This window comes from Catalinimonas locisalis (genome assembly GCF_038039535.1).
Taxonomy (GTDB): Bacteria; Bacteroidota; Bacteroidia; order Cytophagales; family Cyclobacteriaceae; genus Catalinimonas.
Map to the genome: position 1 here is coordinate 101,412 of NZ_JBBPHP010000021.1, position 15,722 is coordinate 117,133.

General features: G+C 42.9%; 7 protein-coding genes. 3 read left to right on the forward strand and 4 right to left on the reverse strand.

Annotated features, from left to right (window positions below; all coding sequences use genetic code 11):
• Positions 1 to 16: 16 nt before the first annotated feature.
• Positions 17 to 355, reverse strand: a complete 339-nt coding sequence (locus WJR50_RS21480) for a DUF3276 family protein (protein ID WP_341295381.1) — start codon at positions 353 to 355, stop codon at positions 17 to 19.
• A gap of 283 nt (positions 356 to 638) precedes the next feature.
• Between WJR50_RS21480 and WJR50_RS21485 the strand changes: the two genes are divergently transcribed.
• Positions 639 to 1,541, forward strand: coding sequence for a DUF58 domain-containing protein (locus WJR50_RS21485; protein WP_341295382.1), 903 nt, complete (start codon positions 639 to 641; stop codon positions 1,539 to 1,541).
• A gap of 72 nt (positions 1,542 to 1,613) precedes the next feature.
• Here WJR50_RS21485 and WJR50_RS21490 read toward each other — a convergent pair whose 3' ends face one another.
• Complete coding sequence (locus WJR50_RS21490; RefSeq protein WP_341295383.1) at positions 1,614 to 1,961, reverse strand: 4Fe-4S dicluster domain-containing protein; 348 nt, start codon at positions 1,959 to 1,961, stop codon at positions 1,614 to 1,616.
• Between the two features lie 100 nt (positions 1,962 to 2,061).
• Here WJR50_RS21490 and WJR50_RS21495 point away from each other — a divergent pair, with 100 nt between their 5' ends.
• Entirely contained in the window at positions 2,062 to 3,078 is a 1,017-nt protein-coding gene (locus tag WJR50_RS21495; RefSeq protein ID WP_341295384.1) for an acyl-CoA reductase, read from the forward strand.
• Positions 3,079 to 3,112: 34 nt separating this feature from the next.
• Here the strand turns inward: WJR50_RS21495 and WJR50_RS21500 are convergent, their stop codons facing one another.
• Positions 3,113 to 4,717: a carbon-nitrogen hydrolase family protein gene (locus WJR50_RS21500; protein ID WP_341295385.1), complete on the reverse strand. Its 1,605-nt coding sequence runs from the start codon at positions 4,715 to 4,717 to the stop codon at positions 3,113 to 3,115.
• Positions 4,718 to 4,726: 9 nt separating this feature from the next.
• On the opposite strand from WJR50_RS21500, the gene WJR50_RS21505 reads away from it, so the two are divergent.
• Complete coding sequence (locus tag WJR50_RS21505; protein WP_341295386.1) at positions 4,727 to 5,266, forward strand: OsmC family protein; 540 nt, start codon at positions 4,727 to 4,729, stop codon at positions 5,264 to 5,266.
• 76 nt (positions 5,267 to 5,342) lie between these two features.
• Here the strand turns inward: WJR50_RS21505 and WJR50_RS21510 are convergent, their stop codons facing one another.
• Entirely contained in the window at positions 5,343 to 15,638 is a 10,296-nt protein-coding gene (locus tag WJR50_RS21510) for a T9SS type B sorting domain-containing protein (protein ID WP_341295387.1), read from the reverse strand.
• Between the last annotated feature and the right edge of the window lie 84 nt (positions 15,639 to 15,722).

The following is a 15,722-nucleotide window of genomic DNA, read 5'->3' on the forward strand; positions in this document are numbered from 1 at the left end:
AATGACTAAAAACGGTTTAATCCCATTTCAATTCATCATCAATACTTGTTTCTTCCTTGTTGGTAGCTTCAGCTTCGTACTGATCAAAATCGTATTCAGGCATTAACTCCTCCTTCACATGATTGATGGTATCCTGAAGCGCATTGATAAATTTGTTAAAGTCTTCTTTGTAGAGAAAAACTTTGTGCTTCTCATAAAAATAACCATCATCCTTGTATCTTCTTCTACTTTCGGTGATAGTAAGATAATAATCATTTGAACGTGTAGACTTCACATCAAAGAAGTATGTACGTTTACCGGCCCTTACTCTCTGCGAATAAATTTCTGCCCTTTCTTTACCTTGATTATCTTCCACAACAGCTAAATTTAGGTTTTAAAGTGAGTACTTTAGATTTATTTAGGTTTAGTTTGACACTAAATTGTCCTAAATATAGTATAAATCCAACCATTATTACAAATAAAAAACTGCAATATAAGCTAACACTAAAATTTTTGCGTTATGGGCAGGAATGCATACTTACTATAGGTTTGTACTCATTGTGTTGGCTAACGTAGAGGATATATAAATCTAATCCTTTATTTATGCACACAAATTGATATATTGAATTTCATTATACACATACCGGAATTTATTTTTTATGCTGCAATTAAAAGAAATACGTGAATTTGGAAACATAGAGCTACTGGCGAAGCAAATGGTAGAAGGTTTCATTACCGGCCTTCACAAGTCTCCTTACCATGGTTTTTCAGTAGAGTTTGCCGAACATCGTTTATACAATTCCGGAGAAAGCACCCGTCATATTGATTGGAAAGTATATGCCAAAACCGATCGCTTATATACCAAACGCTACGAGGAAGAGACAAATTTGCGATGTCAGCTGGTAATTGACAACTCTTCCTCTATGTATTACCCCCAGGAAAATATGGGTAAGATTACCTTTAGTATCATGACTGCGGCAGCCCTGGCTTATTTACTGCAAAAACAGCGCGACGCCTTCGGTTTATGTATTTTTTCTGATGATATAGAACAGCAAACCCAGGTAAAATCTACCTCTTCTCATCTGCATAAATTATTTCTGATTCTGGAAGCCATGCTGAAAAGCCAACCCAAAATGCAGCAGACCTCCGTGGCTGGTGTACTGCACCAGGTTGCAGAAAAGATCAGTAAACGCTCTCTGGTGGTAATCTTCAGTGATATGTTTGAGAACTTTCATGAAAAAGAAAAAATATTCGGGGCACTACAGCATCTTAAGCACAACAAACATGAAGTGCTAATATTTCATGTAACTGACCATAAAACTGAGCTGGATTTTGACTTTGATGAAAGGCCCTACGAATTTATTGATATTGAAAAAGGTGACCGTCTAAAACTTCAACCATCCCAGATCAAAGATGCTTATCGCAAACAGATGGAAGAATATTACCATGAATTGAAGATAAAATGCGGGCAGGCAAAGATTGATTTTATTGAAGCAGATATTAATGAAGGTTTTGACCAGATTTTGAGGTCATATCTGATAAAACGGGCCAGTATGAAATGAGTTGAAGGTTAAAAGTTGAAAGTTTCAAGTTTACGCTTATCTACCTTTAACTTTTAACCAGCAACTTTAAACTTATTCAGCGTGCATCCAAGCCTTTTTGCCAAGTAATTCTTCTTCTGTTTCCCTGGCATCAGGGTCTTCCACGCAGCAGTCAACCGGACAAACTGCAGCGCATTGAGGTTCCTCATGGAAACCCATGCACTCGGTACACTTTTCTGTCACGATATAATAAAATTCGTCAGAAACAGGTTCCTGAGGCTCTGTCGCATCCATTACTGTTCCATCATCTAATTCAACTTCACTTAAATCTGTACCGTCTGCCCAGGACCATTCTACACCACCTTCATATATTGCAGTATTAGGGCATTCCGGCTCACATGCACCACAATTGATGCATTCATCGGTAATCATTATTGCCATATCAACTTTTGATATTTGGTTACTTGTTTTTTACTAATTTAATTAACGAATTAAATAACCATTAGTTTATTATACAATCATTTGAATGATTTATTAAGAAATGATCAAATTAGAAGATAGAATAAAAGCTTTTCATACAGTTGGAAATATTCTCAAAAACTTATCTTCAGAGGAGAAAAGCCACATCTACCAGCGTGCGAAGGGAGAGAATAGTTGGTTTACAGACGAGACTCTTGACTTGGCGCTCCAGAGTACTATCCGTTATCTGGATGAAAATAAACTTAAAGTCTGGACTAAAGATATGCCTGAAAGTCCTGAGAAAGTGAAAAAAATAGGCGTGGTAATGGCAGGCAATATCCCGCTGGTTGGGTTTCACGACTTTCTTACTGTATTGATCAGTGGGCATCAATTACTGGCAAAACTAAGTTCGCAAGATAGTTTCTTGATTAAGTACATCGCTGAGATACTTACGGATATTGAGCCCTATTTTAAGAAACAAATTCATTTTCTGGATAAGCTAAATGAGGCAGAAGTGATGATTGCTACCGGCAGTGACAATACGGCGCGCTACTTTGAATATTATTTTGCCAAAATTCCTCATATTATCAGACATAATCGTAGCTCGGTAGCCATAATTGATGGACAGGAAACTCAGGAGGACTTAGCAAATTTGGCGGATGATGTATTCCAGTATTTTGGCTTGGGCTGTAGAAATGTATCCAAGGTTTATGTTCCTGAAGACTATGATTTTAAGCTTTTGTTAGATGCCTGGCAACCCTATGAACCCATTACCCACCACCACAAGTACAACAATAATTACGATTATAATAAGTCTATACTTTTGGTAAATAATGAACCTCATTACGATACTGGTTTTGCTTTACTGCGAGAAAGCGAGCAGCTGGTCTCACCAATTTCTGTTATTTTTTACGAAAAGTACCGACAAAAAGAAGAGTTGCAAGAAAAGCTGAGAACATTGGATGACAAAATTCAATGTATCGTTTCCAGAGATGCATGGTTTCCCACCAGTTTGCCTTTGGGCAAGGCACAGCAGCCGGAACTTTGGGATTATGCCGATGGTGTAAATACATTGGAGTTCGTCAAGCAACTTTCTTAAAAAAGGAAGCCGACTTGTGAATCGGCCTCCTTCTTTATGCGTTTACTTCTTGTTCTTCATCCAGCGGCTCTTCTGCTGACAAAGCTTCTTTCTTCTGCTTTTTCTTCTTTTTCATCACTACATCGTAGATATCTTTACGACGTTGCTGCAAATTACGTACACTACCCTGAGTCCTTAGTTTCTTGAGCAGTTCCAAATCCAGATCCGATACTAAGGTCGTTTCGGTATTGGGAGTAGCTTCAGCCACAATTGCATCATGCGGAAATGAAAAATCGGAAGGAGAAAAGACAGCGGACTGAGAATATTGAATATCCATGTTTTCCACCCTCGGCAGGTTACCTACACTTCCTGATACTACAACGTAACACTCATTTTCTATGGCTCGGGCCTGCGCACATCTTCTTACCCTCAGGTAGGCGTTTTTAGTATCTGTCCAGTAAGGTACGAATAGGATATCCATCTGCTGATCTGCCATAATTCTGCTAAGCTCAGGAAATTCCACATCATAACAGATCAAAATACCAATCCTACCTGCATCAGTATTAAATACTCTTACTTCATCACCACCTTGTAAACCCCAATAATTTTGTTCATCAGGAGTAATATGAAGCTTGTATTGTGCATCTACTTTACCATCCCGGTGGAGTAGGTAACTTACATTGTATAGTTTGTGGTCTTCATAGACCGGCATAGAACCAGCAATGATATTAATGTTATAAGATATGGCAAACTCCAACATCTTATCTTTTATCTTTTCGGTATAATCAGCCAGCATACGCACTGCATCAGCAGCATCTACATCTTTAAACATGGCCATCAGAGGCGCATTAAAGAACTCAGGAAACATGACAAAATCAGCATTGTAGCTGGATACAGTGTCCACAAAAAACTCCATCTGATGCAACATGTCTTCCAAAGATACCACTCTGCGCATCTGCCACTGTACTGCTCCTACCCTTACTACAGACTTGGTACCTCCAATCAGTTTCTCCGACTCATCATAATATACATTGAGCCATTCCAGTAGCGTAGCATAATAATGTGAGGCAACATCATCATCCGAATATTTGGTAATGACTTTGCGGACGTGAAAATCATTGGCAAGCTGGAAGCTAAGTACAGGGTCATAAATCTCTTTGTTCTTTACTTCCTCAATATACCTTTTGGGAGTCATCTCATTACGGTACTTGTTGTATCCCGGAATTCGTCCACCCGCAATGATTGCCCTGAGGTTAAGATTTTCGCATAGCTCTTTGCGGGCATCGTACAAACGCCTTCCCAAACGCATGTCGCGGTATTCGGGATGTACGAAAACGTCGGTACCATAGAGGGTGTCTCCATTGTCATCATGCGTATCAAACTTACCATAGCCGGTAATTTCATCATAAGTATGATTGTCTCCAAACTTACTGTAGTCTACAATAATGCTTAAAGCACCGGCTACAACTTTGTCATCTACTTCAATACATATTTGTCCCTCAGGAAAAGCTTTGAGCTGGTTCTTAAACTCTTTTTTTGTCCATGCACCACCTGCCTGGGCATATACAATCTTCATAATTTCTTTGATATCATCATGATCGCTCAGACGAAGCTGGCGTAATTTAAGGCGGTGATGCTCTACTATTTCTCTATTATTCATATCTGATGTTTGTATAATCTCATTCTTGCGGATCAATACCGCAATTTCGTTTTATTATTAACTTTTACCAAGCTCAGTCGTTTTATGATAGTACTATTTTTTCAACCTTTAATATTAAATTTTATGGCACTAAGAAAATCAAATGCTGAATGGAAAGGTGGTCTTAAAAGCGGAAAAGGCGATATGGCCTTAGGCAGTGGCGCTTATAAAGGTGCTTACAGCTTCCAGTCACGCTTTGAAGAAGGAGATGGCACCAATCCTGAGGAACTGATAGCCGCAGCCCACGCCGGTTGTTATAGCATGGCTTTATCAGGAGCTTTGGAAGGCGCCGGATTCTCTCCAGAAAGTGTAAAAACTGAAGCACAAGTGAGCCTAACCAAATCTGATGGAGGGTTTTCCATTTCAAAAATCAAACTAATCACCCAAGCCAAAATTCCTGAAATCAGTAAAGAAGATTTTGAAAAGCATGCTAAGGGAGCAAAAGAAAATTGCCCAGTTTCAAAAGCATTAGCTGCAGTAGATATTGAGCTAGATGCCAAGCTGGTTTAAGCAGCTCTTGACTTAGAGAAATTAAAAAAGGCTGTCTTCTATATAAAAGACAGCCTTTTCTTTTGGCAGTTCAACCTTAAGGCGTTCTGCCTCTCCAAACTTCTATCCAGCCGGTATACTGGCTACCATCGGGCATTACCAACTGATAGAAGTACATCCCATCCGCACTTTCACCTCCATCCCATCCATCGTCATTGCTATAATTATTGGAACGATAGACGATTTTGCCCCAACGGTTAGTGATAAGCATTTTAGCGCCACTCTCACTATCCTCAGGCGTGAGGTTGATGATTCTGAAGGTATCATTATCACCATCTCCATTAGGAGTGATGATGTTAGGAATATATAACTCTGCGGTATAACGGATATCTACCTCAAACAAGACAGAACAACCAAAACGATCCCTAAGCTCTATAAAATAGGTACCTATCTCCAAATCAATAAACTCATAAGCATAAGGCTTGATGACCGGATTGTCATTGGTTACTTCTACCCAGTCGGTAGTATTTCCGTTAGGGTCGGCTGCAATACGCACTTCATAAGGCAAGCCTCCTCCTTCTATACTATCCAGTTTGATGGTGCCATAAGGATTATTTACATCTACAAACACTTCCTCAGGCACAACTGCCGAAAGCTCCTTATCGCCTCCATCAATTGTGAATACCGGAGAACTTTCGGTACTGATGATTCCACAGCTTGACTGTTGCTGTACAAGCTGAATGCGATAATCTCCTTTTTCAAGGTTAGCAAATGTATAACTACTTGGTATTGTAGAGAAGATACGACTAGCATATGGCTGCGTCTGATCCGGCTTCATCACATTCATGGTGAAGCTGGTATTTTCAGCCACTACAATATTGCTTACTGTAATTGTACCTCCATCTCCGAAACAAGTAATATCCTCGCTACTATGCTCAAAGCTGATATCCACAATACCTGTTACCGGTACATTGATAGTACGGAAAGCCGGGCAGTATTCAGTATCAGTTGCTCTGGCTTGCATCACGATATCATAAACATTACCAGTTGCTAGACCTACTATTTCCGTATCAGTAGCACCAACTTCCAGCACTACACTACTCACTGTATCACTGCCACTCATTACGTACAGATCAGTGATAGAAGGAAGTACACTGAACGATAGATTCAAAGAAGCTATTTGCTCAGGGGCATCACAGTCAGGTAAGTTATAGTCTCCTGCTGCAACCGGATCAATCACCACTGTATTTTCCAGAAGATCAAAGGATGAGAAGCAGTTACTTCCGGTTACCACATTGGAAACAGTATATGTGTAGCTACCGGAAGGTAGATTTTCAAAAGTAGCCGTTCCGACAACTGTTGTATCTCTGTCCACTACACCTGAAAGGCTGTTGAGTGTGAAAGTGTATTCGTTGCTAAAGTCCCCTTCTACTCTCAGAGAAACACTACCTTCCCCAGTTTCACAGTTTACAGCTCCTCTCTGGAAATTCACGATTCTTCCATCAACCGTACATACAGATCCGTCTGAACCTCCACCTCCGTTGCTACAGGTGGTGATTACATCCCGATAATAAGTAGATAATGTATCTCCCAGATCATTGATCACTGTAATCTCGTAATTCCCTGCTGGAACTTCGGCAGTATTGTCATCAAAATATAAGTTTTGATTTTCGCCGCTCATGTCTCTCAGCAAGACCCCATAGAGCAGTGAACCATTACAGGTTGAAGGCATCGCATAGGAAATGCTTCCATTTTCTTCACAGCTTGCTGGCGTAGACGATAAAGTAATATCATTCTGCACCGAAATTGTGCGGGTAAAGGATTTAAGCGTATCACAAGTTGCCGGATCCCCATTCTTATCCCAAACATAGACTGTATAATCTCCGGCAGAAAGATTATTAGCCAAGAATACCAATCCTGTGGAACGTCCTCCTGCCACAAAACCAACGGAATCCTGTCCGTTGACATAGCTGTACTCATATCTGCTAGGGTTTGCCGTAGATGTAGGACTTAAGGATACCATTAAGGCTCCATCTTCACTACCTGGACAGTTTACATTCTCTGAAGAGACTACAAAAGATGCTCTGGCAGGATCAAATCCGCAACCACAATCTTCCTGAGGAGCAGTTTGGGCATCCATCTCTGCCGATAAGGTACCATCATTTCCGCAATTGTCTATCGCTACCACTCTTACTTTGTAATCCATAACGTTAGAAGAAAGTGATACAAAGTCGTAGCTCAACGTACTTACCAACATACTCTCTGCAATAGTACCAAAGTGGTCTGATGAAGCCTCAACCCTATATTGGATAGCTCCGGCTACGGCATCCCAGCTTAGGGTAAATCCGGTACAATTTGATGAACTTATATTTAAGTTCACTGGTGCTGCTAGAGTTGTAACTGTGGGTACTTCATTTCCAGTACCCTCCGTTCCATCTCCGCATCCATTTCCAGGAGTAATGCGATAGAAATAAGTCACACCATCAGTTAGCCCTGAAACAATGTAGCTAGTTTCAGGCTGAAGTAAATCAACCTCCGGACTGCCAAACAGATTATCATCATCTATTTCTACATGATATTCACCTGCTCTATCCGCTGCATCCCAGCTTATTTCAAAGCCATCACAGAATACGTTATCTACTGTTAAGCCTGAAAGTGCAGCGGGTTTTTCTAATGTGATTACACTATTATTGGCTCCCACTCCATCACCACAACTATTTTCAGGAGTAACCCGATAGAAGTATTCTGTTCCTTCAGCCAACACAGTCGTGGTTACATAAGTAGTTCCTGGCTGAGTTACACTTTCAATAGCCAGTCCGGTGAAACCAGGATTGTCAAATATTTCTACTCGGTATTCGCTAGCACCATTAGTAGTATTCCAGCTTAACTCAAAACCTTCACAGGAAGGAGTGGCAATGAGATTTGTCAAAGCTTCCGGTACATCCAAAGTACTAGCGGGGACAGGAGCTGATGCAGCGCTATTGTTACAAGGGTGAAGTGCGGTCACTCGCCATTCGTAGGCCGTGCCTGCAGTTAATCCAGGAACTTCAAATGACTCAACATTTGAATAATGCGAAGTAATGGTAGTAAATCCATCTGCACTCACTTCAATCAGATAATTAGCTGCTCCTGGTACTGCGTTCCAACTGGCCTGGAAGCTTGTACAATTCTCAAGACTTGTAGTTAAACCATCAGGCTGAGCAGGGGCTCCTAAAAGCTCCACAGTTACAACATTAGAATTTGCCGATATTTCACATGTTTCTGCTCTTACTCTGTAGTAGAAAGGTCCAGCATCAGTCAGGCCATTTACATTAAAACTATTTACTAAACCTACTGCCTGATTATCAATAATATCATTCGTTGTAAAAGCAGGATCAGTAGATACATCCAGATAATAGTCTATTGCCCCCGTTACACTGGTCCACTCTGCTGTAAATGAATCACAGAAACCATTGACTTCTTCAGCACGAGGAGCCGGGATTGGATCGGTAGTTACGCTTTCTATATCTGAAAACTGAGAGGGTGTAAGGCATGCATCATCAATTGCTCTTACTCTATAGAAGTATTCTACTCCTGCTTCAATTTCTGTACTACTTACCGAGAGACTGGTTCCTCCGCTCACTACCAGTCCATTGTAGCCTGTAATAATATTTATAAATGCGTTATCAGTAGCTATATCTACTAAATAGTCAGTTACCCCTTCATCGCTCCAACTGATATCAAAGCTGTTGCAAGTGATATTGGTAGGACCATTCGCTACCGGAGCAGCTTCAGGAGCAGGCTCTCCAATAGTAAATATTGCTGAGGTAACTAAAGGACAGGCAGAGCCGTCGCTTACTTCTACATAATAGTCCCCGGCTGCCAGGCCTATAGGATCTTCGTCAGTACTTACTTCGGTATTTGTATCATCTTTCCAACTGAAAGTATATGTTCCTCCTATACCTCCGGTTACATCTACAGTAATGCTGCCATCTGCTACTCCAAAACATGAGGCATCCGTGATAACATCCGGCATAATTGTGATAGGAGCGGGTTCAGTGATGATTACCTTTCGCCCTGTGGAACAGCCTGCACCCAGATCCTGTACATCTACATAATAGATACCTCCGTCAAGGCCAGTCAACTGGTCGTTGAGTGGTCCGGCTGCTAAATTATGTGGTGTATCCGCTTCTATTCCAAACTCATCATAGTAAGTCACTACATAGGGACCAGTACCCGTCAGGTACTCCACCTCTATGCTTCCTGCACCATCTCCACTACAAGCATTATCATTAGCTGTGATGGAAACTGCTCCATCTATACTGATATTCGTAATTTCCTGTACAAAAGTAGCTTCACATCCGGTATCATTGTCTGTAACAGTTAGTACATATACTCCTCCAGGTACTCCGGGGCCAAAACCAGCCGCTGCTGTTCCATTTAAGAATTCGTCAGATTCTCCGTTGGGGCTCCAAAGCAAAGTATAATTTCCACTGCCTCCTGAAACTGTCACCCTTCTACGTCCACCAGGGGTAGCTGTACAATTGGCTGTACTAGGACTTCCTACCGGAGTTATTTCCAGAGGATCAGTAAATACAACTTCCACGATATCACTACTAACACAGTTACCATTGACAACTTCCCACTGAAATTCATAAGTACCTGGGTTATCCACCTGCACGTCGGTAGCAGGGTCATTGAGATCATTGAAGAAAGCTGTGCCCGGAGGTGTGCCCACCAATGTCCAGGTACCTATCCCATTTGCTGGTACGTCCGCACCCAAAGTATAATCAAAACTACAGGAAGCACCATCCAGTCCGGCATTGGCAGTCACCTCCTCATAAATTGTGATGGTGACTGTACTGCTACCCGCACAGAAACCAGGAGCAGTGCCAGGAGTCTGATAAGTGATTTCATATTCACCCGCAGTACTCGCAGTCAGATCTATCTCACCCGGATTAGCGGTAAATACTAAACCAGCATCCGAACTGAATGTACCTCCGCCCACACCATCTATAGTGACCGCCGGATTCGCATCTGCTTTGCAGAATTCTGTAGCCCCACCGTAGTTAAAGCTGGCATCTTCTACATCCGAAATTTCAAGGGCAAAGGTTTCACTAGCATTACAAACACCACTGGTGTTATAAGTAATGATATAGTTTCCTGCCGTACTTCCTGCCAAATCTATCTCACCTGTGCCTGTATCTACAAATACTAATCCTGCTGTTGAGCTAAACGTACCACCTGTGGTAGCTAGGTTCTGCGCACTAGGGTTTGCTTCGCTCTTACAATATGTTATTTGGGCATAATCAAAACTAGCATCTTGCTGCTCTCTGATCTCTACCAGGTCAGTATGTGTGACCGCAGGACAAGAACCAGCCGCAGGAATGGTATTGGTTACTGAATAAATACCGGGAGCACTAGCTATAAGATCAATTTCTCCGGGATTAAATCCAGTGAACACTAAACCTGCTGGTGAAGCAGAAAATGAACCTGGGGTAGCTCCAGAAGGAAAATTCGGTAATGGATTAGCATCATTCTCACAGAAGGAAGATGCTCCATCTACTGTAAGATCATACTCAAAGGTAGCATCAGGAGCACCAGTGATGGTAACATCAAAGGTATGTGTATCACTACATGCTGGCCCATTGATTTGATGAATGATCGTATAAGTATTTCCTACGTTTCCAGCTGCTGGATCAATTTCACCTGTGCTGGCATCTACTAAAAATCCAGCCGGAGCAGGTCCTACGATGGAGAAAATACCTCCACCCTGCGTAACACTATTGGGTAACTGATTGCCTGCAGTCTGACAGAAAGAAGCTGAAGCATAGCTAAAAGTAGCATCTGGAGCAGCTTCAATGGTGATGTCAAAAGTTGTTGAAGCCGGACAAGGACCGCCTGTAGTATAAGTAATCGTATATGTACCTGCTGTACTTCCTGCCAAATCTATCTCACCAGTAGAAATATCAATTACCAGATCTCCACTAGGCTCATCAAAAGTACCACCTACATCTCCCGTAACATTTGCACTAGGATTTGGCAGATCGCTCTGACAATAAGTACTACTAGCATATGTAAAGCTAGGATCTTCTACTGGATTGATGTTAATCGGCACTTCTGTAAATGTCGGACAAGTTCCAGTAGTAGTATATCTTACAACATATGCATTTGGAATACTTCCTGCTATGTCAATTTCTCCGGTGTTCGCATTGATGATCAGACCAGCGGGGCTTACTGTGAATGTTCCGCTGTTTGGCACATTAACCGTTGGTACAGGATTGGCATCCCCAGGACAGTAATCAGTCTGAGCATAGGCAAAGCCTGAATCATCTGCCGGGTTGACAGTGATATAACCAGTTTTGCTTTCCGTATCTGTATCTACACCATCACTTACTTCCAGAGAAACGGTATAACTTGCCACGCCACTATAAGTAACCGCGTGCGGTCCAACCCCTGTAGCCGTAGCCGGGGTAGCTCCGACACCAAAATCCCAGGTGTAAGTTGTAATGGTTCCCGATGACTGATTGGTGAAAGTTACTGTCTCACCATCACATATACTGGTAACGTCAGCGGTAAAATTAGCGCTTACCGGCAAGGTACAATCGTTAACCACCACGGTCTGTGTACTTACGGCCGTACATCCATTACCATCTGTATATGAGTAGGTGATGATATGAGTTCCTTCGGTAGCAACAGCAGGGTCAAAACTGGCTGTTCCGTCGCCATTGTCTGTTATTCCTGGCCCAGAGAATGTACCATTGGGTGCCTGATCCCCGGTTAATAATACAGCACCATCTGTTTCACAATAAGGAGAACTTAGTCCACTAAAGCTTATCACTGGCAGTGCATTTACTGTATAAGTCACCGAAGCGGAGTTCTCGCAAGTACCATTGCTGGCCAATGCATAAAAATCATCTCCATTACTTACTGTTACATTAGTAGGATCAGCAACTGGTGTAGAAAACAAATTATCTTCAAACCAAGTAAAGGTAAGTCCCGCGCCACCATCCATAGCGACTTCCAAATCTCTCAGGCTTGCTGAAGCGACACCACTGCCAGCAGTCGTTTCACAAGCGTCAGGGGTTAAGTCAATTACCGTTGGAAGGCTATTTACGGTATAGCTAACCTGTCCTACCGTCTGGCAGTTGCCATTGCTCACTACTGCGTAATAAGTATCTCCATTACCCACTGAAACATTGTTAGGCGTAGTAACTTCATCAGTTGGAGCCAATCCGGGATCATCGTACCAGGTAAAGGTCAAGCTTCCATTACTGTTTATAGCATTTTCAAGTGCTGTCAGATCAACAGTGGTTGTGCTTCCTCCTTCCGTATCTTCACAAACTTCTTGGGTAAGACTATTGGCAGTAGGAACTGCGTAGATTTCAACATCAAAAGTACTGCTTCTTGCACAAGCTCCTGTAGTCGTATAAGTAATGGTGTGTGTACCCACAGGCGTAGTAGCAAGATTGATTTCACCAGTAAATTGGTTGCTAATATTTGCTGTGGCTGAAGTAAATGTACCTCCCAGGGTGCCTAGGATATTTGCCGTAGGGTTTGCAACATCTTTGCAATATCCGGCAGGATCATACTCAAAACTAGGATCATCTACATCGTTAATGGTAATGTCAAAAGTAGATGAAGAAGGACACGTTCCTAAAGTAGTATATGTAATAGTGTATGTACCATCGTTACTAGCAACTAAGTCAATTTCACCCGTACTGATATCTACAATCAAGTTTACAGGATCGCTAGAAGTAAATTCTCCTCCTGTAGTACCCAAGAAGTTAGCGGTAGGATTAGGATCATCCTTACAATAAGCAGTCTGAGCATAATCAAAGCCAGGATCATCAGTCGGTAAAATTTCTACATCAGTAGTTTCAGTAGAACCCGCACAAGTGCCTGAGGGTGCGATAGTATTGATTACTGTATATGTTCCGGCAGCACTTGCTGAAAGATCAATTACACCAGTGGTAGCGTTGATCACCAGGCCTGCCGGAGCTGAGAAGGTTCCCACACTGGCTCCAGGTGCAAAAGCAGGTACGGGATCAGTATCGCTCTGGCAGTATGGTGACCCTGCATAGGTGAAAGTCGCATCCGGCGCATTGGTAATGGTCACATCAAAGGTGGCATCGGAAGGACAGGTTCCACCAAAAGCGTATGTCACTGTATATGTCCCAGGAGTACTTGCTAATGGATTAATTTGACCACTTCCTCCATCAATTACCAAACCAGCCGCCGCGGAGAATGTACCTCCATTAGTAGCTACAAAATCGGGAGTCTGAGGATCGGCATCCTGACAGATGGTAGCGTTGGCATAGCTAAAAGAAGGATCATTGGTGGCATTGATCGTTATTCCAAAAGTAGACACAGAAGGACAAGCACCAGCAGTAGTATAAGTAATTGTATACGCTCCATCTGTACTGGCTGCTAAATCAATTTCACCGGTATTTACATTCAAGAAAACAAGTCCGGCAGTAGAAGAGAAAGTACCACCCGGAGTAATTACATTCTGTGCACTTGGATTAGGATCATTCTGACAGTAAGGGCTTCCTGCATAATTAAAGCTGGCATCTTCCAGCGGATTGACAGTATAGGTAAGGCTGGCAATCACTTCGCAGGAACCTGTGCCTACTCTGGCATAAAATCTTTGTCCATCAGTAACTGTTACGTTTGTCGCATCAGGAACTAATACTGTCGCCGCAGCATCGCTGTACCAAACAAAAGGATAACCTGCTCCTCCATCTATAGTATTTTCCTGTGCTGTTAAATCTACATTGGCTACCGTATTTCCTCCTACTGCATCGGAACAAAGTGCTGGTGTAGGGTCTGTTACTACCGGAGCGGTGAGAGTTGTTGCAGTCTGTTCTGCTGATACTATACTATTACCACAACTGTTGATCGCTGTCACTCTCCACTCATAGGTCACGCCCTGACTCAAACCAGAAAAGCTTACACTCTCCGTGCCTGCTGTAGGAGTAGCCGTCGTTACTGTAGTGGCAAAATTATCATCACTGACTTCTATCAGATAACTTGCTGCTCCCAAAGCGGGATCCCAGGCCGCATCAAATCCATCACAAACTTCTCCACTACTCAACAAGTTTATGGGCTGCTCCGGTACATCGGTGGTCGTCTCGGTATCTGTGGCCGCTGCTCCATCTCCGCAAGTATTCCTGGGAGTTACTCTGATATTGTAAACAGTACCCTGGCTCAGACCACTGGCAGTATAAGTAGTACCCGCCTGTGTGGTCGTCAGGTCTATGCTGCCAAATGTAGGGTCATCATCTATCTCTATCAGGTAATCTACCGCTCCTGTGGAAGCATCCCAACTCAACTCAAAACCATCACAAACCGGATTGGCTGAAGCCAGATTCGCCAGGGCTAAAGGTACATCTGTAGTCGTCTCGGTATCTGTAGCCGCTGCACCATCTCCACAAGTGTTTCTGGGCGTTACTCTGATGTTATATAATGTGCCCTGGGGCAAGCCTGAAGCAGTATAAGTAGTACCTGCCTGTGTGGTCGTCAAATCTATGCTGCCAAATGCAGGGTCATCATCTATCTCTATCAGATAGTCTACCGCTCCTGTGGAAGCATCCCAACTCAACTCAAATCCATCACAAACCGGATTGGCTGAAGCCAGATTCGCCAGGGCTAAAGGTACATCTGTAGTCGTCTCGGTATCTGTGGCCGCTGCACCATCTCCACAAGTATTTCTAGGGGTCACTCTGATATTGTAAACAGTACCCTGGCTCAGACCACTGGCAGTATAAGTTGTTCCTGCCTGAGTAGTAGTCAAATCTATGCTGCCAAATGCTGGGTCATCATCTATCTCTATCAGATAGTCTACCGCTCCTGTGGAAGCATCCCAACTCAACTCAAAACCATCACATACAGGATTGGCTGAAGCCAGATTCGCCAGGGCTAAAGGTACATCCGTAGTCGTCTCGGTATCTGTAGCCGCTGTTCCATCTCCACAAGTATTTCTAGGGGTCACTCTGATGTTATATAATGTGCCCTGGGGCAAGCCTGAAGCAGTATAAGTAGTACCTGCCTGAGTAGTAGTCAAATCTATGCTGCCAAATGTAGGGTCATCATCTATCTCTATCAGGTAATCTACCGCTCCTGTGGAAGCATCCCAACTCAACTCAAATCCATCACAGACCGGATTGGCTGAAGCCAGATTCGCCAGGGCTAAAGGTACATCTGTAGTCGTCTCGGTATCTGCGGCCGCTGCACCATCTCCGCAAGTATTCCTGGGAGTTACTCTGATATTGTAAACAGTACCCTGGCTTAGACCACTGGCAATATAAGTTGTTCCTGCCTGAGTAGTAGTCAAATCTATGCTGCCAAATGTAGGGTCATCATCTATCTCTATCAGGTAATCTACCGCTCCTGTGGAAGCATCCCAACTCAACTCAAAACCATCACAAACCGGATTGGCTGAAGCCAGATTCGCCAGGGCTAAAGGTACATCTGTAGTCGTCTCGGTATCTGTAGC

Bases quoted from the DNA above. Each gene is read 5' to 3' on its own strand.
- WJR50_RS21485 (WP_341295382.1), top strand. From the start codon at position 639: ATGCTGCAATTAAAAGAAATACGTGAATTTGGAAACATAGAGCTACTG.
- WJR50_RS21490 (WP_341295383.1), bottom strand. From the start codon at position 1,961: ATGGCAATAATGATTACCGATGAATGCATCAATTGTGGTGCATGTGAG.
- WJR50_RS21495 (WP_341295384.1), top strand. From the start codon at position 2,062: ATGATCAAATTAGAAGATAGAATAAAAGCTTTTCATACAGTTGGAAAT.
- WJR50_RS21500 (WP_341295385.1), bottom strand. From the start codon at position 4,717: ATGAATAATAGAGAAATAGTAGAGCATCACCGCCTTAAATTACGCCAG.